This window comes from Mycetocola sp. Y791 (assembly GCF_059445325.1).
This window is the reverse complement of record NZ_JCAIUC010000002.1, coordinates 205,588-226,175: the sequence shown is the minus strand read 5'-3', so window position 1 is coordinate 226,175 and position 20,588 is coordinate 205,588. Positions and strand designations below refer to the sequence as shown.

19 protein-coding genes are annotated in these 20,588 nt (G+C 64.6%); 9 read left to right on the top strand and 10 right to left on the bottom strand.

The window, feature by feature from the left end; genetic code table 11:
• Window positions 1-34: 34 nt before the first annotated feature.
• Window positions 35-1,615 carry a CYTH and CHAD domain-containing protein gene (locus AC1C2N_RS05945; protein ID WP_495433246.1) on the bottom strand — a complete coding sequence of 527 codons (1,581 nt, stop codon included), beginning with the start codon at window positions 1,613-1,615 and terminating at the stop codon, window positions 35-37.
• Window positions 1,616-1,808: 193 nt separating this feature from the next.
• On the opposite strand from AC1C2N_RS05945, the gene AC1C2N_RS05940 reads away from it, so the two are divergent.
• Together AC1C2N_RS05940 and AC1C2N_RS05935 are read left to right on the top strand one after the other, a co-directional pair.
• Window positions 1,809-1,997 carry a hypothetical protein gene (locus AC1C2N_RS05940; protein ID WP_495433245.1) on the top strand — a complete coding sequence of 63 codons (189 nt, stop codon included), beginning with the start codon at window positions 1,809-1,811 and terminating at the stop codon, window positions 1,995-1,997.
• Window positions 1,994-2,446, top strand: a complete 453-nt coding sequence (locus tag AC1C2N_RS05935) for an HhH-GDP family DNA glycosylase (RefSeq protein WP_495433244.1) — start codon at window positions 1,994-1,996, stop codon at window positions 2,444-2,446. Before AC1C2N_RS05940 ends, AC1C2N_RS05935 begins: the two co-directional genes overlap by 4 nt.
• On the opposite strand, the gene AC1C2N_RS05930 is transcribed toward AC1C2N_RS05935, so the two are convergent.
• Window positions 2,443-3,882, bottom strand: coding sequence for a lipase maturation factor family protein (locus AC1C2N_RS05930; protein ID WP_483406497.1), 1,440 nt, complete (start codon window positions 3,880-3,882; stop codon window positions 2,443-2,445). The genes AC1C2N_RS05935 and AC1C2N_RS05930 overlap by 4 nt on opposite strands.
• A gap of 138 nt (window positions 3,883-4,020) precedes the next feature.
• Here AC1C2N_RS05930 and AC1C2N_RS05925 point away from each other — a divergent pair, with 138 nt between their 5' ends.
• A complete protein-coding gene (locus AC1C2N_RS05925) occupies window positions 4,021-4,797 on the top strand; it encodes a pyridoxamine 5'-phosphate oxidase family protein (RefSeq protein ID WP_483406498.1) in 777 nt (258 codons plus the stop codon).
• Window positions 4,798-4,805: 8 nt separating this feature from the next.
• Here AC1C2N_RS05925 and AC1C2N_RS05920 read toward each other — a convergent pair whose 3' ends face one another.
• A complete protein-coding gene (locus AC1C2N_RS05920) occupies window positions 4,806-5,228 on the bottom strand; it encodes a hypothetical protein (RefSeq protein WP_495433243.1) in 423 nt (140 codons plus the stop codon).
• A 98-nt stretch (window positions 5,229-5,326) separates the two neighbouring features.
• On the opposite strand from AC1C2N_RS05920, the gene AC1C2N_RS05915 reads away from it, so the two are divergent.
• Entirely contained in the window at window positions 5,327-5,719 is a 393-nt protein-coding gene (locus tag AC1C2N_RS05915) for a PPOX class F420-dependent oxidoreductase (RefSeq protein WP_495433242.1), read from the top strand.
• Between the two features lie 33 nt (window positions 5,720-5,752).
• On the opposite strand, the gene AC1C2N_RS05910 is transcribed toward AC1C2N_RS05915, so the two are convergent.
• The 3 genes from AC1C2N_RS05910 to AC1C2N_RS05900 all read right to left on the bottom strand — a co-directional run bounded on the left by AC1C2N_RS05910 (window position 5,753) and on the right by AC1C2N_RS05900 (window position 7,602).
• A complete protein-coding gene (locus AC1C2N_RS05910; protein ID WP_483406501.1) occupies window positions 5,753-6,304 on the bottom strand; it encodes a type 1 glutamine amidotransferase domain-containing protein in 552 nt (183 codons plus the stop codon).
• Between the two features lie 162 nt (window positions 6,305-6,466).
• A complete protein-coding gene (locus AC1C2N_RS05905; protein ID WP_495433241.1) occupies window positions 6,467-7,069 on the bottom strand; it encodes a DNA alkylation repair protein in 603 nt (200 codons plus the stop codon).
• A gap of 50 nt (window positions 7,070-7,119) precedes the next feature.
• Entirely contained in the window at window positions 7,120-7,602 is a 483-nt protein-coding gene (locus AC1C2N_RS05900; RefSeq protein ID WP_495433240.1) for a MarR family winged helix-turn-helix transcriptional regulator, read from the bottom strand.
• Window positions 7,603-7,862: 260 nt separating this feature from the next.
• Here AC1C2N_RS05900 and AC1C2N_RS05895 point away from each other — a divergent pair, with 260 nt between their 5' ends.
• Window positions 7,863-9,638: a stealth family protein gene (locus AC1C2N_RS05895; protein WP_495433239.1), complete on the top strand. Its 1,776-nt coding sequence runs from the start codon at window positions 7,863-7,865 to the stop codon at window positions 9,636-9,638.
• 172 nt (window positions 9,639-9,810) lie between these two features.
• Here AC1C2N_RS05895 and AC1C2N_RS05890 read toward each other — a convergent pair whose 3' ends face one another.
• Complete coding sequence (locus AC1C2N_RS05890; RefSeq protein WP_483406505.1) at window positions 9,811-10,779, bottom strand: phosphodiesterase; 969 nt, start codon at window positions 10,777-10,779, stop codon at window positions 9,811-9,813.
• A 215-nt stretch (window positions 10,780-10,994) separates the two neighbouring features.
• Between AC1C2N_RS05890 and AC1C2N_RS05885 the strand changes: the two genes are divergently transcribed.
• The 3 genes from AC1C2N_RS05885 (at window position 10,995) to AC1C2N_RS05875 (ending at window position 14,462) form a co-directional block, all read left to right on the top strand.
• Window positions 10,995-12,473, top strand: a complete 1,479-nt coding sequence (locus AC1C2N_RS05885; RefSeq protein ID WP_483406506.1) for a phytoene desaturase family protein — start codon at window positions 10,995-10,997, stop codon at window positions 12,471-12,473.
• Window positions 12,470-12,913 carry an SRPBCC family protein gene (locus AC1C2N_RS05880; RefSeq protein WP_483406507.1) on the top strand — a complete coding sequence of 148 codons (444 nt, stop codon included), beginning with the start codon at window positions 12,470-12,472 and terminating at the stop codon, window positions 12,911-12,913. The genes AC1C2N_RS05885 and AC1C2N_RS05880 overlap by 4 nt, the downstream gene beginning before the upstream one ends.
• A gap of 187 nt (window positions 12,914-13,100) precedes the next feature.
• Window positions 13,101-14,462 carry an ABC transporter substrate-binding protein gene (locus AC1C2N_RS05875; protein WP_495433238.1) on the top strand — a complete coding sequence of 454 codons (1,362 nt, stop codon included), beginning with the start codon at window positions 13,101-13,103 and terminating at the stop codon, window positions 14,460-14,462.
• A gap of 70 nt (window positions 14,463-14,532) precedes the next feature.
• On the opposite strand, the gene AC1C2N_RS05870 is transcribed toward AC1C2N_RS05875, so the two are convergent.
• Window positions 14,533-15,489 carry a carbohydrate ABC transporter permease gene (locus tag AC1C2N_RS05870; protein WP_483406509.1) on the bottom strand — a complete coding sequence of 319 codons (957 nt, stop codon included), beginning with the start codon at window positions 15,487-15,489 and terminating at the stop codon, window positions 14,533-14,535.
• Window positions 15,486-16,412, bottom strand: a complete 927-nt coding sequence (locus AC1C2N_RS05865; RefSeq protein ID WP_495433734.1) for a carbohydrate ABC transporter permease — start codon at window positions 16,410-16,412, stop codon at window positions 15,486-15,488. Before AC1C2N_RS05865 ends, AC1C2N_RS05870 begins: the two co-directional genes overlap by 4 nt.
• 364 nt (window positions 16,413-16,776) lie before the next feature.
• Here AC1C2N_RS05865 and AC1C2N_RS05860 point away from each other — a divergent pair, with 364 nt between their 5' ends.
• Window positions 16,777-17,499, top strand: coding sequence for a hypothetical protein (locus AC1C2N_RS05860; protein WP_495433237.1), 723 nt, complete (start codon window positions 16,777-16,779; stop codon window positions 17,497-17,499).
• Window positions 17,500-17,542: 43 nt separating this feature from the next.
• Here AC1C2N_RS05860 and AC1C2N_RS05855 read toward each other — a convergent pair whose 3' ends face one another.
• Window positions 17,543-20,584 carry an ATP-binding protein gene (locus AC1C2N_RS05855; RefSeq protein ID WP_495433236.1) on the bottom strand — a complete coding sequence of 1,014 codons (3,042 nt, stop codon included), beginning with the start codon at window positions 20,582-20,584 and terminating at the stop codon, window positions 17,543-17,545.
• Between the last annotated feature and the right edge of the window lie 4 nt (window positions 20,585-20,588).

Sequence of the window (20,588 nt, the reverse complement as noted above, 5' to 3'; positions counted from 1 at the left end):
GCGGGCACCTGGGGGAGCAGTTCACGCCGCCGCCCTAGAACCGATCGGCGAGCTTCTCCACATCGTCGATCGCTTCGGATGACTCGGCGAGCGCCGTGTCACCGTTCCGGTCGTTGATGCCGGCGAGAACTCCGTAAACGAAGGTCCTTTCCCCTTCGGCATCGGCACGGTTCGCCGTGAGCACCAGGTGCTGACCGAACAGAACACTGTCGTGATGCTCACCGAGCGTGTCCTGCACGAGCTCACCCGCCTTCGCGACGCGTTCGTACTTCGAGCCGAAGCCCTTCTTTCCTGCCACGGTCTCAGCGACATAACGCAACCGCCGTGCGGCTCGCCGCACCGCATGCAGCTGCACCTCGAGGTCAGTTCCCGCATTGCCGATGGCATCCGCACGTTTCGTCACCCGACGGATCTCACGACGGACCGTCTTCCTCACGACCTTCTTCGCGGGCTTCCACGCGGCTTTGGTCAACGGAGGGTCGGCGACGAACTCGTCGAGCGCATCGAGCAGTCGAAAGTACGCGGTCGACGTCATCAGCCGGCGCAGGCGATCGTGAGCATCCCGGTAGTCGACTTTCGCACCGTCGATGAGCCGCAGTCTGGCATCGTCATCATCGTCCTGCGGCGGCAACCCGTCGAGGTATGCGATCGCACGCATCCCACGCACCTCCGCGTCTCGCACCTCACCCAGCGCGGCACCGAACCGCTTGAGGCGATCGCGCAGATCATCGGTGGCTGGGCGGTCGAACAGCTTTCGATATGCGGCGAGCACACTCCGCAACCGTCGTATGGTCGTCCTCATCCGGTGGACAGCGTCCGGTTCGTCGGCACGCGCCGCAGGGTCCGCCTGCTCGAGGGTCAGAACCAGCGTGGAGAGAGCCTCGACGACAGCGGATGCCGCACTCCCGTCCGGCAGCTCGGCCTTCGTCGGCTCCTCCTCGAGGAGCCCGACCTCGTGGGCGGGAACGACATCGGTGAGTGAATCGCTCCCGAGCGTGCGGGCCAGTTTCGAGACACTCGACGACGGATGCGCACCGACAGCTCCGAGCATCCGTTCGATCTGGTCCAACAGCACGGTCCTGCCCTCTTCGGTGTCGGGAGCACCGCCGAGCAACTCGACCTCCCACTCTCGCCACCTGCGGAGGGCTTCATGGCGGATGTCGGTTGCCTCGACCTCGTCATCGGCAAGCTCGACCACCCCGACACCGGTCGCGTCCTTGAGGTGGACCGCGGTCCGCGTCGTCGAAATCCGTGCGAGCGGCGTGACCTCTCGGTCGCGCACCCACACCCGCACTGGTTCGAGCACAGCGTCAGGAACCGCACCGGTGTCTTCCCCGAGGGGCCAGTGCAACTCTGTACGCCCCTCCGCCGCCGGCATCTTGATGTGCCAGCCCGCGTCTGACCCGCCCTCGCGCCGCCGGATGATGATCCGACGCCTCGCGAGATCGAGATCAGCCGTGTCGTAGTAGACGGCCTCGAGGGTGACCGGATCCTTCACCTCGACCGATGCAATACCTGCAACCCCCACCAGCTCAGGGAGCCGCACATCACGGTCGACGTCATATTTGCGCTCGATCTCGACCTGCGAGCGGCCCGGTTCCGAAGAGTTGGTCATATGTCCTGTTTACCCTCTCGGGACCGATGCTTCCATTCCGGCCAGCAGATACGCGGGTCACCAGAGGCCGGGCGCCATCTCCTTCCTGGCCAGGAAACCAGCGATCGACAACGGATGCCACGAACGGATGCCACGACTGGATGCCATCGTCAACCCCTGTGACTCGGGGATGTACCCGGCGTACGCTCACCACATGACGACCAACGACTCCGGTGGGTTCTCCCGTGAATCCAGCCCCACATCGACCGACCCGCTCGACAGCGATGCGAACCCCTCGGATGACGCGGCTTTCGGCTCCGACGACGGAATCGGCGATGGCACAGGACTGGGCGAGGGCAACGGTAACGCCGGACAGTCGTCGGAGGACACCCCTTCCGAATGAGCGGCAATCTCTCGCCGGCTGACCTCGACCTCGACCCGTCCAGCGGCTCACCCCAGCAGCTCTACCGCTGGTTTCTGGCGAGCGTGCTGTTCGGGCGTCCGATCCAGCAGTCCGTCGCGGCCGAGACCTATCGGATTTTGATCAAGCGGGACTTCACGAGCCCGCAGAAGTTCGGCGAGATCGGCAGGGAACCACTCAGGCGACTCCTCGATCAGGGCGGATATGTTCGCCTCGATTACCAGATGGCCGACACTCTCCACGCTGTGATGCGCTCGATCATCAGCGACTACGGATCAGTGCACCGGCTCGTCGCCACCGCCGAGGACGAGCACGAGCTGACCAGGCGCCTCACCGCGCTCAAGGGAATCGGGCCGGTCACCGCGCGGATCTTCACCGACCAGATACCCGCAGCGGTATACGGCTCGGCGCGCGAGGACGCGCGCGGTTAGTCCCGCCCCTGGGGGTGAAGGGTCACCGGATCCACGAGCGTCCCGACGAGCGTGCGTGACCACCACGCACCGGTCCGGCGCTTCTCTTCGGGTGTCGAGTACCTGTAACGGAATACCCGGGCGCGGATCCAGCGTGGTGGGGCCACCGGAAACGGATTGACGCCGAGCAGCCGTATCGTGCGATAGTCGCCAGCGAGCAGCCGCACAATCAGCATCTGGAACCAGCGATTGTCGGGCGACCCGAGCGCCAGAAACCACATCAGCCAATCCAGCCTGAGGTGGTACGGAGCGATCTGCGGCGGCATCCGTGTCACATCGCCCGGCTTGCCCTTGAATTCGTAAGGCAACCACTCCGAGTCGGGTCCGGGGTGCTCGTCAGTGCAGCCCTCGACAATCACCTCGAGCCGCACCTTCGTCACCGTGCCGAAAGCGCCGTACGCATTCACGAGGTGGTACCTGTTGAAGCTCGCATTCATGAGTTGATGCCGCGCAAACAGGTTCACGAGCGGCCGCCAGCTGAGAACGGCCAGGAACGCGGTCACCGCAAGCACGACCACAACGAACCAGAGCGGCGTCTCCGGTTGCTCAGCATCGAGCAGGAGACCGGGGAACACCGCCTGCACCTCGTCATCACTCACCGCCGAGAATGCGAGCACGATGGTGATCCAGTTGAGCCAGGCAAAGTTACCGGTGAAGACCAGCCACAGCTGGGTCAGGATGATGATCACCGCAGCGACGGATGCCACGGGCTGGGGCGCAAACAGAAAGAACGGGACGACGAGCTGGGTGAAGTGACTGCCGAGCACCTCCCCCTTGTGGAACCACCGCGGCAGGTGGTGTGCGTACCAGCTGACCGGGTTCGGCATCGGCTGGGTCTCATGGTGATAGGTCAGTGCGGTGAGGTCACGCCACTCGGACCCGCCACGCATCTTGATCATTCCGGCACCGAATTCGAGCCGGAAAACCAGCCAGCGAAGGAAAATGATCACCACGAGCGGCGGAGCGACCTCGTCCGAACCGAGGAACGCAACGATGAACCCGGCCTCGCAGAGCAGGCTCTCCCAGCCGAAGCCGTAGAACGTCTGCCCGATGTTGACGATCGACAGGTACCCCACCCAGAGCAGCAGGAAAGCCACCATGGGCAACCACGGTGGCCCCTGCTGCGGCAGACCGACCACCAGGGTCGCCGATAACCCCGCGCCGGCCGAGGCGATGCCGAGCAAAAACGAATCGCTGTACTTCCAGTGGAACAGGCTCGGGGACTGCCGAAAAGTGACCCGGTTCAGAAACCACGGCGCGGGCGCCAGGCCACGCTCGCCGAGCAGGGCAGGAAACTGGTTGGCCGCAGAAATGAACGCGATCAGGTAGAGCGCAGCGATGCCGCGCTGAAGCACCTGGCGCGCCAGCTCGTAGTCCCCCGCTGCAAACCACTCCATGATGCTGCCGACGGTAGTCCCGGCCTCCGGGGTGCTGTCAACCGCTTGAGAACAGCTGTCGCGCCAGCGTAGCGTCGCAAGGGATCGACCGGCGCGTGCATTCTGCGCGCCGTCACGCACAACGAGGGAGACAGAGCGATGACGTTGAACAACCCATTCGATTCAACCCGTGCCGGACACTCAGGGACGCCGGGCTCCCCGGGTACGACAGGCGCCGCCGGTGAACCCATTGGCACCAGCGCAGACACCGTCAACACGGCATACGGCCGCACCGATGCTGCGCACGGCGCCGACACGATCCCGGACCCCAACGACACGGCTGAGGTGACAACCACCACTGACGACGGGCTCATCGACGCCGGCATCAGTGACGCGGTGACAGCGCCGAGCACCGCCGAGGAAACCACCGATCCGTCTTCGCCAGAATTCCACGCCGCCGAAGACGACGACATGGTCACGATCGCCAGGCTGGTCAAGGCGTCGAAGATTGCACTGCTCACCACGGTCACGCCGAGCGGCCAGCTGCACAGCCGTCCGCTTGCGACCCAGGAGTCCGACTTCGACGGTGACCTCTGGTTCTTCACCCAGGATCCGAGTTCGAAGGTGGAAGACATCCGCTCGAACGACCAGGTCAACGCCGCTTTCGAGTCGGGCAAGGGCTACCTCTCGATCTCGGGGTCGGCGACGCTCGTGCACGACCGCGACAAGATCAACGAACTGTGGAGCCCCGCTCTCGAGGCCTGGTTCCCCGACGGCAAGGACGACCCGACGGTCGCCCTGATCAAGGTCAGCGCGCAGTCGGCCGAGTACTGGGCGTTGAACGAACCAGGCGTTGTGACCATGTTCAAGATCGCAAAAGCCGTGGTGACCGGGAACCAGCCCGACATCGGCGACAACAAGTCGGTCGACCTCTAGGCTGCCCCTCAAGCCAGGTAGTCGTCAGGAGCGATCCACCGCACCCCGCGCTTGTGGCTCAGCAATTGAGCTCGAACCGGCACGCCGGCCGCGGCACATTCGGCATTCAACTGCCGCGCCCACGCCCGATCGAGCTGGGTGAGGTCAGCGCCCGCGTATCGCTCCCACACGAGAATCACCCGGACCGCCCCCGCGGACTCCATGATGGCCGCCACGCCGGAGGCCAGAGCATGGGCGTCCGCGGGGCGGGGCTGCACCGGAAAGTCGTCGATCGGGACGAGCATGGGCAGCTGCACATCATCGTCGTCGAGAAAGAGCAGCCAGAGCTGCCGTCGGGCGGCGCGGCCGATGAGGGCGCTCACCCGTTGTTCAATGAGCTCGTCTGTGTCGAGCGGTTGCTGATTCGCCGTCGAGGCGCTGATGTCTGTCATGGCTCGATACTCGACCTGCGCGCTGCGCCCGGCCGACGGCATCCGGGATCTGTGGACAAACGGATGCCTGTGGATAACGCGACGCGTAACTTGGGAACATGACAGTTGAGATCCCGCAGCATCTCCGGCACCTGCTGACCGATGCAAACTTCGGCAGCCTCGCCACAGTGCGACCCGACGGCACCGCGCAGGTCAACCCGATGTGGTTCGAGTTCGACGGTGAGAACCTGCTGTTCACGCACACGACCAAGCGGGCCAAGTTCCGCAACCTGCAGAAGAACCCGTCGATGGCGTTCTCGATCTTCGATCCGGAGAACCCGCTGAGCTACATCGAGCTGCGCGGAGAGCTCGCCGAGGTGCGCCCGGACCCCACCGGGGCGTTCTACGTGCGACTCGGCAAGCGTTACGGCAATGCCACGCAAGAAGCGCCGCCGGACAGCGCCGATCGGGTGATCCTCGTGATGACAATCACGCGGGTGATCGGACGCTGAATCCGGCGGCGCCTCTGATGGTGACCGGAGAGACTACGCGGTCTGCCCGGAGTGCTCGCCCTCGGCGATCTCTTCGACGAACTTGGCGTTGAACGCCGGCAGGTCATCGGGTGTCCTGCTCGAAACGAAGCCGCTGTCGACGACGACTTCTTCGTCGACCCAGTTCGCTCCGGCGTTGATCAGGTCGGTCTTGAGGCTCGGGTAGCTCGTGAGTTCGCGGCCACGGACGACGCCGGCCTCGATCAGGATCCACGCGCCGTGGCAGATGACGCCAACCGGCTTGTGCTCCTCGAAGAAGCTCTTGGCAAACGCGACCGAGTCATCGTCCATGCGCAGGTGATCGGCGTTGACGACACCGCCGGGCAGCATGAGCGCGTCGAACTTCGAGGCTGACGCGTCGGCCGAACGCACGTCAACGTCCTGCTCGTGCCCGTTCTTACCCTCGATCGTGCCGATCTTCGGTGAGACGAGAACTGCCTCGCCACCGGCATCCGTCACCGCCTGCCATGGGCTCGTCAGCTCGGAGTCTTCAAAACCATCGGTCAGCAGAAATGCGACCTTCTTGCCAGAGATATTCTCAGTCATCGTGCTCCTTTCGGGGCCTGCCACGTTACGCCCTGGGCCATGCGCGGGCACAGGCCTTGACGGGTGCTCCGCGAGCCACTATCCGGGGGACGGATGCCGGACACGTCGGATGCCGGACACGTCGCCGGTGGGATCTCCCGCGCGGTATCTCCGGCCCTGGCCTCACGTCGCCAGGGCATCCAGCACGAGGTCGATGGCCTCGCTGACGATCTCACTGGCGTACGGTTCGGCGAGAACTGCCCTGGCCTGGCGCGCAAACCGCTCGGGGTCGCCCGTCCCGGCACGCAACGCGCGGAGCGGGGCGAGGATCGCGGCGCGACGGAGCCACACGTTGTTCTCTCCGAGCCAGCGGTCAAGGGCCGCACGCGCTTTGCTCTGACCCACGTCATCCAGGTGCTCGATCATCGGCCCGACGACGTCTGTCGCGAGCGGATCGACCAGCGAGCGAGCACGTCCGTCACGGAGGAACCCTTCGATCCTGGTCAGGTCCGAGTTATCGAGAACCGCCACGTGTGACTGCAGCAACACGACCGCAGCGAGCCGACGTTCGTAGATCGGAGGCCGCCAGAGCTCGGATGCCAGAGCGGTGATCTCGTCGTGCGACATCCCGCGGTATTTGCGCATGGCATCCCGAACCGTACCCCGCACGGCACCGACCGACGCGCCGTACGATCCCAGCCCAGTCGAGTCCCGGTCGTCGGCGGGCGGCGTCCACGCGGTCTCCCGCTGCAGAGCCGCGTCGATGAACTCGCCGGCTTCAGTCATTTCCCAATTCTCGCTCAGTCCCTATCCGAGCTCGACCGGCGCTGACAGCCTCAGCGCGCTTGCCTGGCGAACCTGTGGTCGGGATCGAGGGTGTCGAGAATTCGCCCCATGATGCGATCGAGATCTGCGATGTCCGCGGCGTCCAGCGGGTCGATGACGTTGTCCCTCACAGTGTTCACGTGACCGGGCGCCGTCGCCACCACTTTCGCCATCCCCGCGTCGGTGAGGTGTGCGTTTGTCGCACGCTTGTCCTCGGCGCACGGCCGGCGTTCGATGTACCCCTTCTTCTCCAGTCGGGATGCCACGTGCGAGAGCCGCGGAAGCGTTGCGTTCGTCGCCGACGCAAGGGCCGTCATCCGAAGCACGTGGTGAGGGGACTCGGAGAGCATGGCGAGCACGAAATACTCGAAATGGCTGAGTTCAGCGTCACGTTGCAACTGCGAGTCGAGCACGCCGGGCAACAGCTCGACCACCGCAACGAATTTCTTCCATGCGTTGAGTTGGTCCTCATCGAGCCAGCGTGCTTCAGTCATGAAGCCAGTCTACTAATGCTTGACGCTACAACCATCCATTATCCGCGAGTTTCCGCTGTCCTACGCGGTTCGGTCACGGCCTGAGAGTGCGTCCAGAGGTGCTCAGGAGTCATTCGGCGCCGGGTGTGTTTAGAATGAGCACTGCGACACCGGCCACCCGGCCGCTCCGTCGACCCAGCGCAGGCAGCGCCGCCATGCCCGCAGATGCGGAGCGCACCACACACGCCGATACGGCGAACCCATCGAGAAGGGTGGCGATCATGACGACGTTTAACACACCGAAGAAGCACAAGACGGCGACCGAGAGCGCCGCCGATGCGTTTCGCCGTGATAACCCGATCACGGCGTCGATGCCGATCATCAGTGAGTCACCGGAGCTCGTGCTGCTCTCAAACGGCACTCGCCTGAACCGCTTTTCCCGCGACGATGTGGTCCTTCGTAAGGGCGAATTCACGCTGATCAACGGCCACCTCACCCCGCGTGAGTCCATGATCACCGACCTGCTCAGCATCCGTCGGGTGCTCGAAGATGCAGACATCCCGTATCTCCTGGTGCGTGGCAGCAACGGCAACCCGGTGATCGCTGTCGATCGCAAATGCCGTAAGCAGCTCTCGGCCGCATTCGCCGCCGCCTACGAGGACGAGCCGTTCTACGCGAAGGCCATTGACCCCGCGACGCTCCGGGACGGCGGAAAGCCCGGTAAGACGCCGGATGCCACCCCGACGCTGCTCGCGGACGGCACGTTCGCGAGCGACAAGAAAGCATCGGTTTTCCGGCTGTATCGCCCCCGCATCGAACCGATCGGGCGGTTGCGTTACGGCCCGGATACCGCCGTGCAGCTCGAACTTTGGCGGTTTGGTGAGGACGAGATCGTCGCACCCGTCGAGAACGCGTTGATGCGCAGGAGGCTGCCACGGTCGGAAGCGCTCGAAGACACGGTCGAGATGTTCGGCCAGACCTGGCCCACCCTGCAGAACATGTTCGCGGACCTGGCGAGCGACGTGACCTTCGATGTCGACATGGTCTTCTCCTGGGTTGACGGCTCAAGCGAAGAGTTCCAGCGCGCACGCGCGAAGCGGATGCAGAACTACGTCGTTGGTGACGGCGACGACTCCGACGCCCGGTTCCGGCAAATCAACGAGCTTAAGTACGCGCTCAGGAGCGTCTACATGTTCGCGCCGTGGGTGCGCCGCATCTTCATCGTCACCGACTCACCCCGCCCCGAGTGGCTGGCTGAGCACCCCGCTGTCACCCTCGTCCGCAGTGAGGACCACTTCAAGGACACGAGTGTGCTCCCGACGCACAACTCGCACGCTGTCGAGGCCCAGTTGCAATACATCGAAGGGCTCTCAGAGCACTTCCTCTACTCGAACGACGACATGTTCTTCGGGCGCCCGATCAGCCCCGACATCTTCTTCTCGCCCGGTGGCATCACGAAGTTCGTGGAGGCATCCACGCGCATCGGACTCGGTGACAGCGACCCGTCGCGCAGCGGTTACGAGAACGCGGCTCGCGTCAACAGGGGACTGCTCCGCGAGCGGTTCGGCAAAGTCACCACGAGGCACCTCGAGCACTCGGCAGCACCCATGCGCAAGAGCGTCCTGCACGAGCTCGAGGCCGAGTTCCCCGAGGAGTTCGCGCGCACGGCGGCGAGCCGGTTCCGCTCGGCGACCGACATTTCGGTGACCAACTCGCTCTACCACTACTACGCGCTTATGACGGGGCGAGCGGTCGTGCAGACCAATGCCCGAGTGAAGTACATCGAGACGACACTCAAGTCGTCACTGCCGTCGATGGAGCGGTTGCTCAAGCGCCGCGACCAGGACATGTTCTGCCTCAATGACGGTTCGAAGCCCGAGATCTCGGTTGAGAAGCGTACGGAGGCTGTCACCCGGTTCCTCGAGCACTACTTCCCGTTCGCGGCCCCGTGGGAGACCGAAGTCGCCGTTCACGGCGCAGAGCCGGAGCTGATGCAGGAGGGCGTGACGGTGTCCATCACCGAATCATTCACGGCCTCGGTCACGGACGCGATCTAGCCGGTCGTCGCACGGCGACGTCAGGCCCGGCATCCGTTTGCGTCGACGACCAGCGGATGCCATTACTCCAGTCGCGCGAGGGCATCACTTGCGGTCGAGAACATCCCGCGCAACTGATGCGTTCGACCGGAACTGATGTTCTCGGCACGCACGCCGCGCGGCCCAGGGAGAGCTAGACCAGCACCGGAATCGACTCCGTCGGCGGCGCGCTCCGGTGAACGGGCGTCGGAGCCGTGTGCGTCGGAACCGGCTCGCCCGCGATCGGCTCGGCGATGTGAACGCCGAGCACGTCCAGGCGCTTGGCGCTCTCCTGCGGATCGATGTAGTCGAGCGTGGGGAACGAACCGAGCGGCACAACCGAGTGCAGCACAGTGTTGGGATACACGTGCACGAGGTTGAACGCCCGAGCCCCGTCACGCCCGCGGGTCCCGCCGACCGGGACCGTGAGGTCCTGGGTGTAACAGGTGGCGGATGCCACGGAGACCGGGATGCCCGCAAAGGTCGCCATCGACGAGTAGTGCAGGTGACCGCCGAGGATGCTCCGAACGTCGGACCCCTCAAGCACCTCAGCAAGACCGCTCTGGTCGCGAAGCTCGACGCTCACGGCGAGGTCGAGCACACTCGGCACCGGCGGGTGATGCAACGCAAGGATCGTTCCGTCCGGCGCCGGCACCGAAAGCTCTTCCGCGAGCCAATCGAGCTGGTCGCTCGTCACTTCGCCGTGGTGATGCCCCGGTACTGAGGTGTCGAGCGTGATGACGCGAAGGCCGTTGACGTCGTACACCCGGTCAACGGGTCTCGACGTCGGCACCTCGTTGAACAGCCCGGCGCGGAAGGCTTCTCGTTTGTCGTGGTTTCCCATGACCCAGATGACCTGGGAACCGAGCCGGCTCGCCGCCGGATCCACGATGCGCCGGATGCGCTCGTAAGCGTCGGGCTCGCCCTTGTCGGCGAGATCCCCCGTGAAGATGATGGCCTCTGGACGACCCCCTGAGGCTTCGAGCTCTGTGAACACCTGCCTGAGGTGTTCTTCGCTGTCGACCGAGCCGTAAAGCCTGTTACCTCCGGCCAGAAGGTGAGTGTCACTGATGTGCAGAAGGAAGTGGTCCGGCCTCGGATACTCGGCCGTGCGCTCTATCACAATCCGTCCAATCGGGTTTGGCGGTGATGCCTCGTGGTGTCCACCCTAGGTGTTAACTGCCATTTGACCAGAACATTCCTAACGAAAGGTGAATGCGACACGGCAGGTGTCCCAACGGAAGGCAAATGTCGGAAGGCATGCGGAAATCGAATCGCTCCGCGCGCGTCCCCGTCAAGGGGTCGATCCTGAGAGTGGTCGCTGGCATACTGCGAAGGATGTCTGAGCCTGATGCAATCGTTGTCGGAGCGGGTCCGAACGGCCTCGCCGCCGCCGTCACACTGGCTCGAGCCGGTCTGTCCGTTCGCGTGTACGAACGCGCCGACACCATCGGCGGCGGGTCACGCACCTCGGAGGCGACCCTTCCAGGATTCCGCCACGACACCTGCTCGGCCGTTCACCCGATGGCCCTCGCCTCGGAATTCTTCTCCCGATTCGGGCTGACCGACCGCATCCCGTTCGCACTTCCCGAACTCTCCTACGCCCAGCCCCTCGACTCGGGACGCGCGGGCCTCGCCTGGCACTCCCTCGACCGCACCGTCGAGGACCTCGGACGTGACGGTGCCGCATGGCGGCAACTGTTCGAGCCACTCGTTTCGCACGGTTCCTCGGTTGCGGGCTTCGTCGGAAGCAGCCTTCTTCGCGTGCCGAAGCATCCGATCACCATGGCCAGGTTCGGGCTGCGCGCCCTGGAGCAGGGCAGCCCGCTGTGGAACGTGCGCTGGCACGACGATGCCGCCCCCGCACTGCTCACCGGTGTGCTCGCGCACGCGATCCGACCGCTGCCGACCTTCGCGCCGACCGCCGCCGGGCTCGTGCTTGCCACCCTCGCCCACGCTGAAGGCTGGCCGGTCCCGATCGGTGGCAGTCAGTCGATCGTCGACGCGATGGCGGCGGATGTCACGGCGCACGGTGGCGAGATCGTCACCGGTTCCGAGGTCACCCACCTCCGCGAGCTGCCCCCAGCCAGGGCTGTGCTGCTCGACACAAGCGCGCGCGGCCTCGTAAAGATCGCGGGGAACCGGCTGCCCGCCGGTTACGCCAGGCGGTTGGGCAAATTCCGTTACGGCAACGCCGTCGCCAAGGTCGACTTCGCCCTCTCCGGGCCTGTGCCCTGGACCAACGAAACCCTGCGCGAGGCCGGCACACTGCACCTGGGCGGCACCCGCGAGGAGATCGCAGCCGCGGAGCACGATGTCGCCAGCGGACGGCATCCGTCGAACCCCTACGTCCTCGTGTCGCAGCCGAGCGTGTTCGATTCGACGCGAGCGCCCGAGGGCCAGCACACCCTGTGGGCGTACACACACGTTCCCGCCGGATCCACCGAGGACCGGACCGAGGCGATCACCAGGCAGATCGAACGGTTCGCGCCAGGTTTCCGCGACCTGATCCTCGCCAGCGCCCATAAGTCGGCCGTCGAGTACGAGTCGTACAACCCCAACTACGTCGGCGGCGACATCTCCGCCGGCGACGTTGACATGCTCCAGCTCGTCGCCCGTCCCACCCTCTCGCTGAACCCGTGGCGGACCCCTCTCGCCGGCCTGTATCTGTGTTCGTCGTCGACCCCACCGGGCCCGGGCGTGCACGGAATGCCCGGCTGGAACGCGGCACTGCTCGCCCTCCGCGACAGGTTCGGCATCACGACACCACCCTCACTCTCGCCCACACCAGACCAGCTACTCGGAAGGCAGCCATGAGCGTCAACTACCGACTCATCCACACGAGCCCTGAACGCGTCTTTGAGGTGCTTGCCAACGGATGGCTGTACCCGAGCTGGGTCGTCGGTGCGTCCCGGATGCGAGACGTCGATGACTCCTGGCCCAAAGAGGGCGCTCAGCTCTTCCACTCGTTCGGCGTCTGGCCCTGCCTCATCAACGACTCGACCTCGGTGCTGGAGTGGGATCCACCCCGGCACATGAAGGTTCGTGCCCGCGGCTGGCCGATCGGAGTGGCGCATGTCACCCTCGACGTGAAGCGTCGCGGGGAGGACTGTGTCGTGCGGATCACCGAAGACGCCGTCGAGGGCCCCGGCCGCCTCATCCCCGAACCCGTCCGACGGCTGATGCTGCACGCACGCAACAACGAAACGCTGCAGCGCCTCGCCTACCTCGCCGAGGGTGGCGCAACCGCCAACTGACGCGCGATCGCGGGAAGTTCGTCCCGCGCTTCCGAAAAGAGAAGCGAACCCGGAATCACGCGGATGCGCAAGCCCCTTGCTGGTCGTTAAGGCCGTCGATAACTTCAGCTGAGCAGCGATTTCGCTGGTGATTTCTCGGCACGGTGGCCGATCGCGGATGGCCTCGTGACTCAACGAAGGGAATTCGATGGTTCAGAGGCAGAAGCGGCTTATTGCGGTGACTGTGGCGGCATCCGTGCTCGTCCTGACGGGGTGCAGCGGGGGCGGCGGCGAAACGGCAGAGGTATCATTCAGCGACAGCCCGTCCGGTGCCCTGGCGGCATGGGGATTCGACAACGCCGACGACGTCGGAACGTCGCGGCTCGAATACGCCGAGAAGCAGCTCTCGGATGTCGACATTGAGATCGACCAAACGGCATTCGACGCACAGAAGTTCACGACGAGGGTCGCCAGCGGAAATGTCCCGGACGTGGTGCAGATGGATCGCCAATTCGTCGGCACGTATGCGGCGCAAGGGCTCATCACACCTCTCGACGAGTGCTTCGCCACGCACGGCGTCGACCCTGACGAGCAGTACTACGAGTCGGTCGTGGATGACGTTGAGTGGGACGACAAAGTGTGGGGAGTCCCCCAGTTCTATCAGCCACCGGCAATCATCCTGAACAAACGCGTCATGGACGCAGCAGGCGTCACCCCTGACCAGATCGACACGTCAAAGCCCGATGTCCTCCTCGGGGCCATTGGCAAGATGTACACCGCATCGGGTGGGAACCCGACCGTCCTCGGCTTCGACTCCGTCGGTGTCAACCAGGCCGGTTTATGGCTCCTCGGCTTCGGCGGCGAGATTATGGATGACGAGGGCGTGCCGGCTCTCGATTCACCCGAGAATGCCCGGGCGCTCGACTTCCTCAAGCAACTGTTCGACGCCCAGGGCGGATATGCGAAATACCGGAGCTTCACGGACTCCTTCGATGCGTTCGGCGACAACAACCCCTACGTTGCTGATCAGGTCGGCGCTCAGGTGAACGCGCAGTGGTACGTGAACGTCCTGAGCCCGTACGTGGACGAGGTCCAGATCGAGGCTGTCCCGTTCAAGAACATCGAGGGTGAGCCGTTCTCGGTCGCCAGCGGTACCGCGTTCGTGATCCCTGTGGGGGCGAAGAATGCGGATGCCGCCTGCGCCTGGGCGCTGGAACTCACCTCCCAGGATGCGTGGCTGGCGGCGGGAGAGGCGCGCGCGGCAACGATCTCCGAGAGCCCGGGAGCGATCAACACCGGCCTGTTCACCGGATCACCGGCCGCCGATGAGGCGATTCGCGACCAGTTCGTTAAGGAGAGCGGAAACGCCGGCTTCGACCAGACGATCGCCACGTTCTACGAGGTCGTCGGAGAAGGTGAGTCCTACGGCGCTTCCGCTGCGGGGCAGGAGATCCAGACCGAATTGAAGAACGCGGTCACGTCGGCGCTGCTGGGTGACAAGTCGTCTGAGGATGCTCTCGCCGACGCTCAGGACGCTGCGATGCGGGCATACGACAAGGTCGTGAAGTAACGTCTGACGCGACTCACACAGAACGGGCAACCCTGCTGGGTTGCCCGTTCTGTGTGAGGGAGGCGAAAGTTCAGCCTTTTCGCCCCTGCGTCGCCACCCCCTCGATGAAGTAACGCTGGCCGAAGGCGAAGATCAACAGCATGGGCAGGGTGATGATGAGCGATGCCACCATCACGTACTGGTAATCGCCGTGACCGCCGGCGGTGGGGCTGTACTTCGTCATCGCGTACGCGATCCCGAGCGGTGCGGTGAATCCCTCGACCGAACCCGCGTTGAGGTAGATGAGCGACGCCTGAAGGTTGTTCCAGCTGGCCTGGAACTCGAAGACGAAGACGATGATGAATGACGGGATCGACAGCGGCATCGCGATGCGGCGGAAGAGCCCCCAGTAACTGCAGCCGTCGATGCGGGCGGCCTCGAACAGCTCGCGCGGGAGCCCGAGGAAGAACTGCCTCTGCAGGAAAATGTAGAACGCAGACCCGAAGAGGTTCGCTCCCCAGAGCGGCACCCACGTTCCGATCAGGCCCAGTTCCTTCCAGATGAGGTACTGGGGGATCATCGTGACGGCACCCGGCAACATCATCGTCGCGAGGACAAGCCCGAACAGCAGGTTGCGCGCCGGGAACTTGAAGTAGGCAAAGCCGAACGCCACAACCGAACTCGAAATGGCAACCGCCAGAGCCGCGAGCAGGGCGATCGAAAGGCTGTTGAACATCCAGCTGACCAGGGGTAACTGGTCCCAGACCTCGACGTAGTTCTCAGGAACCCAGGTACGAGGGATGAGCGAGTTGTCGAAAACCTGCCCGCGTGGCTTGAGGCTCGCTGCGAGAAGCCAGACGAATGGATACATGAACAACAGCCCGAAGCCGATGAGTGCGATCCAGAGAACTACCCTGCCGAGGACACTCTTCGGTTTGTACCAACGGTCGACCTTCGGACCGTTTCGGGGAGTCCCGGCAACCGTCTGCTCCCCGATCACCTGGCCCTTGAGCCTGACGGCGTCCGGCGATGACTCAGTCACGCTCATGTGTGGCCATCTCCCTCGTAGTACACGAACCGGTTGCCGAACTTCATCTGAATAAAGGTGATCAGCATGATGATCATGAACAACAGCCATGCCATCGCAGCGGCGAACCCGAAATCGAACTGCCGAAACGCCTGCTGGAACAGGTAAACCGCGTAAAACAAGGACGACTCCGGTGACGCGTTGGACTGGTCACGCCAGAACAGGAGATATGCCTGGTCGAACACCTGAAACGCCCCGATCGTGAGCACGATCACGTTGAAAAAGATCGCGCTCGAGATCATCGGCACGGTGATCGAGAAGAATTTCCGCACCGGCCCGGCCCCGTCGAGCGACGCCACCTCGTACAGGTCTCGGGGCACGCTCTTCAAGGCAGCCAGAAAGATCACCATTGTTCCGCTGACCGTCCACAGCGTCATCAACACAATCGACGGTTTCACCCACGCCGGGTCGACGAGCCACTGCGGGCCTTCGATGCCGAGGAGGCCGAGTCCCTGGTTGATCGCGCCCGAGTTGCCGTTGAGGAGCAGGAGAAAGACGGATGCCGTCGCGACTGTCGGGGTCATTTTGGGCAGGTAGTAGACGGTGCGGAAAAAGCCTGCGCCCCTTCCGACGCGCGCCAGCAGCATCGCCAGAAACAACGCGAACGCAATTTCCAGCGGGACGGCCATGAGCGCGTAGACGAGGGTATTGCCTAGGGCGAGACCGACCTTCGGGTCCTCGAAGAGCTGGGCGTAATTTGCGAACCCAACGGGGGTCGAGCTGTTCGCCGCGAGGTTGTAATCACTGAAGGAGATGATGAGGCTGTAGACCATCGCACCGAGGGTGAAGATCAGAAACCCGATCACCCATGGAGCGATAAAGAGATAGCCGGCGATGGCTTCGCGGCGGTTGTAGGTTCGCTTGGGCGCCCGGCGAGGGCGCACGCGCCGAGCGCCTGCCTTCGTGTCACGGCCCTCTGCGTGGCCGACGACGCTGGTCACGAACGGTCCCGTGTCCGAAACGCCCTGAAGATTCGTCTGTTCATGCTTCTTCTCTGTGTCAGGTTCAGGACAGTGCTGAAAAAACCGAGCTGAAAACCACGCCCTTGTTGCGGCGCCATTACAACGGGACTCTAGAAGCGAACGGAGAACTCGGCAAGACATTCTCAGCAGAATTAATCCGGCTATCATGCCACCGGCGCGGTACCGATGATCCGGCGAGAGGGTTGACCATCCTCCCTTCTGGCCAGATCGGGACTGTGACATAGTGTGCTCGACCTTCGATCAGGTCTCTCGGGCAGGAGTACTCATGACCACGCAACACTCACAGCGGGTCGGCCTGCTGCATACAGATCCCGCCCTCGCAGCATCCTTCTCTTCAGCACTCCGCGACGCTCATCCCACTGTCGAATCAGTCCATATTGTGGATGCAGGGCTGCTCGACCCGGATGCCGCCGGAGGGGTGACACAGGAACTCACCAACCGCGTCGCTGCCCACATCAGGCACCTCGAAGCATCCGGCGCCCTGGCTATTCTCGTTACCTGCGCATCGACCGCCGAGGTTGCGGAGCAGGTCAACTCGACGGTTCCCGTTGTTCGGGTCGACGCGGCGATGGCCGAACAGGCCGTGGCGATCGCGACCGAAGCGGCCCGCCGCGAAGACCGCACGGGGCACATCGAAGTACTCGTAACCCGCCCTTCCACCGTCGGGCCCACCGGCCGCCTGCTCGAACGGTTCGCGGCCGCTCACCCCGACGTGACCGTCGACGTCACCGTCGTCGATGGCGCCGCCGACGCACAGGAACAGGGTGACATCGCGGGGCACAACGCCCTGGTCAGGGACGCAGCGATCGAATTTGCCGCCCGCTCAGATGTTCTCGTTCTCGCCCAGGCGTCGATGGCTGAGGCGCTTCACGGCGTTGACCTTCCGACCCGCGTGCTCACCTCACCCAACGGGGGAGTGCGGGCGTTGCTCGCGGCACTCAGACTGCACGGTTCACCCACGCACGCGGCAGCACCGCCGGATGCCTAACCGCCGGATGCATAGAGCACCCACTGACCTTGTGAGTCGCCTGTCACGCGGACTCGCGCGCCAGAAACGCGGCCTCGGTGCGGCTGGAGGCCCCGAGCTTCCGCAGAATCGCTGAGACGTGGACGCTCGCCGTCTTGGCGCTGATGAAGAGCCGCTCGCCGATTTGACGGTTGGTCAGGCCCTGCCCGAGCAGGTCGAGGACCTGCCGCTCGCGAAGCGTCAGTTCCGTCGCGTTCGTCGTTCGCCTGTTCGGTGCGTCATCGAGGGTGAGTCCCGCGCGCTCGGCAACACCGACAGCGGTGCGCCCGACAAGACCGGCACCGAGCAGCTCAGCGCCGCGAACCGCGTCACGGAGGGCGACAACAGCTTCGTGACGTTCACCGGCCTCGACGAGCGCCTGCCCGAGACGAAGGGCCGTGTACGACGGCAGGTGGGCCTGCGCAGCCGGGTCGGAGGCCACGACTTCCGCCGCACGCTTCCAGGCATCAGGATCATCACCCATCCCTCGCGCCCCGGAGAGTTCAGCGTCAAAGATCGTCGACCAGAGGGATGCCGTTGGCCACCAGTCCACCCGACCGACCAGCGCCCGGAGTCGGTTCTCCAGGGCACCGTCTGACACAGGAGATTCACCAGCACGCCTGAGGGCGGCGAGCGTGCGGCCGGCCGTTGCCAACAACGGAAGTTCATACCCGGCGACGGGCGTGTGGTCGCCGTCGAAGAGGACATCCATCTCGTCCCACGCCTCGGCCACCGCGCCGCGGGCGAGGTGAAGCTCCGCCGCGACTCGCGGAAAACTGAGCCTGACCTGCATCTCGGACTCACCGAGTTCACGCGCGTGCGCCCGAGCACTGCGGTATAGCCGGTACGCCGCGTCGGTCTCGCCCCGCCAGGTCAGCAGGAACATCCGCGCGCGGTTGAGGTAGGCGTTGAACGTCGGCGACGGCAGGAGGCGGACGGCGCTGTCGATGTACTGGTCGGCCCGTTCCCACTGTCCGAGGGCGATCAGGGGATCGACGGCGTTCGATTTGAGGATGATGCCCGAACTGCGTTCGACGCCCAGTTCGCGGGCGCGCTGGATGCCCAGTTCAGCGATACTCACCGCCTCCGAGTAGTGCCCGAGGAGGTATTCACTGTCGGAGGCATTGACCCGGTAACGCAAACGCGCACTTGTCTCGTTCTGCGAGAGCGCCAGCGCCTCGTCGAGATGCGCACGTCCCTCCTCGAATCGACCGACGTTGATCTCGGTCGTACCGAGAATGTTCGAGGCGATCGATGCGTGCCGGTCTGAACCGGCATCCGTTGCTTCGCGGAGCCCTTCACGGGCTGTTTCGATTGCTTCGTCCATGCGCGCCGCGAGCATCAGGCGTCCGGCGAGTGCGGTGAGAAGTGCCGATCGCAATTCACCGGCGCTCATCGGGGCACGCGCGAGTCCGGTTGTGCCCGCCATTCCGGTCGCGCCTGGCGGCACCAGTTCGAGGGCTTCCCTGAGCAACGGGATCGAACCCGGCTTGCCGGTATTGCCGAGGTACAGCGCCTTGTCCCTGAGCAACCGCGCGTAGCGGAGGCTCTCGGTGCGGGGACTCTCCTCGAGTGCGACGTTGATCATCGCGAGCGAGCGCTCACCCTCCCCGGCGTTGCGAAGAGCGGATGCCGTCTGCGCGAGGAGATCGATCTTCTGGCGTCCGGCGACCTTCTCCGCGTCAGGAATTTGGTCCCACAGCTCGAGAGCCCGCTCGCCCATCTGCGCCGCCGTGCCGTAGGCGTGGGTCGCCCGAGCTTCGGTCATCGCGTCGAGCGTCGCGGGGAAGGCACGCTGCGTGTCGTGGGCAGCCAGCCAGTGATAGGAGATCTCTGCCGCGACGCGACGTTCACCCGAGAGCGCCTCGAGGGCTTCGGCGAACCTGGTATGGAATCTGGTCCGCTCGCCCGGCAGCAGGTCCGTGTGAATGGCCTCGCGGACCAGGGCGTGCCTGAACGCGTAACTGAGTTCATCGGCCACGAGGATGTTGGCGATCATCGCTTCCCTGGCCGCGGCATCCAATTGCTCGGGCTCGCCGGAAAACACCGCCGACAGCAGGTCGTGATCGACACGCACGCCCCCGGCGGAGATCAGGCGCAGCAGGTGTTGCGACTCGTCGCTGAGTCGTTCATAACGGGCGAGCAGAAGCTCCCGCAGGGTCCAGGGCAACTCGCCTTCACCCGTCGCCCCGAAGCCGACGAGCTCTTCGACGAAGAACGGCACTCCCTCACTGCGTGCGTAGACGCTGTCGAACGCCTCGTCGTCGGGCTCGGATCCGAGAATCGCGGCCACCTGCCTGCGCACTTCCTCCTTCGTGAGCCGAGCAAGTTCGACCCGGGTCACGCTGCGGCTTCTGTCGAGTTCGCTGAGGAGCGAACGCAGCGGATGCCCGCGACCCACGTCTTCGGAGCGGAAGCTGAGCACAACGAGAATGCGGCCACGGCCGAGTACCCGGAGCAGGAAACGAAGGAGGTCGAGGGTGCCTTCATCCGCCCAGTGCAGGTCTTCGATCGCGATGACGAGGGGAGTCCGCCGCGACACAGTCTCGACGAGCGTGGCCACAGTGTCGTGCAGTCGATTGAGCGCGGCACCCGCCGGATCGGCGCGTTGGACGCCAAGTTCGGGCAGGAGAGCGGTGAGGGCCTCTGCCCCCGGACCGCTCGCCTCGCGCACTGCCTCTACACCAAGCTCGGCAACCAGGCCGCGGAGGACACTCTGGATGGGAGAGTACGGGGCGCCGACAGCACCGAGGTCGACGCTCTGCCCGGTAAGCACAAGTGCGTCGACGGATGCGAGACCCAGAAACTCCTCGATCAGGCGGGTTTTGCCGATCCCGGCTTCGCCCGAGATGACGACACCCTGTGGGCGGTCGGTGAGGACCTGGTCAAAGACCGCGTGCAGTTGCGCAAGTTCGGACTCACGCCCGATCATGGCTGGACTTGACGCCGGTGACCTCACCTGTTCATCGTGCCACGACGCACTGACACGCGTCGAGGCACCCGAACCGGCCGAAGCGGAGTCGAGGGATGGCACTCGGGCGAGGACGTCGACCGCCGGCGTCGTCACGATC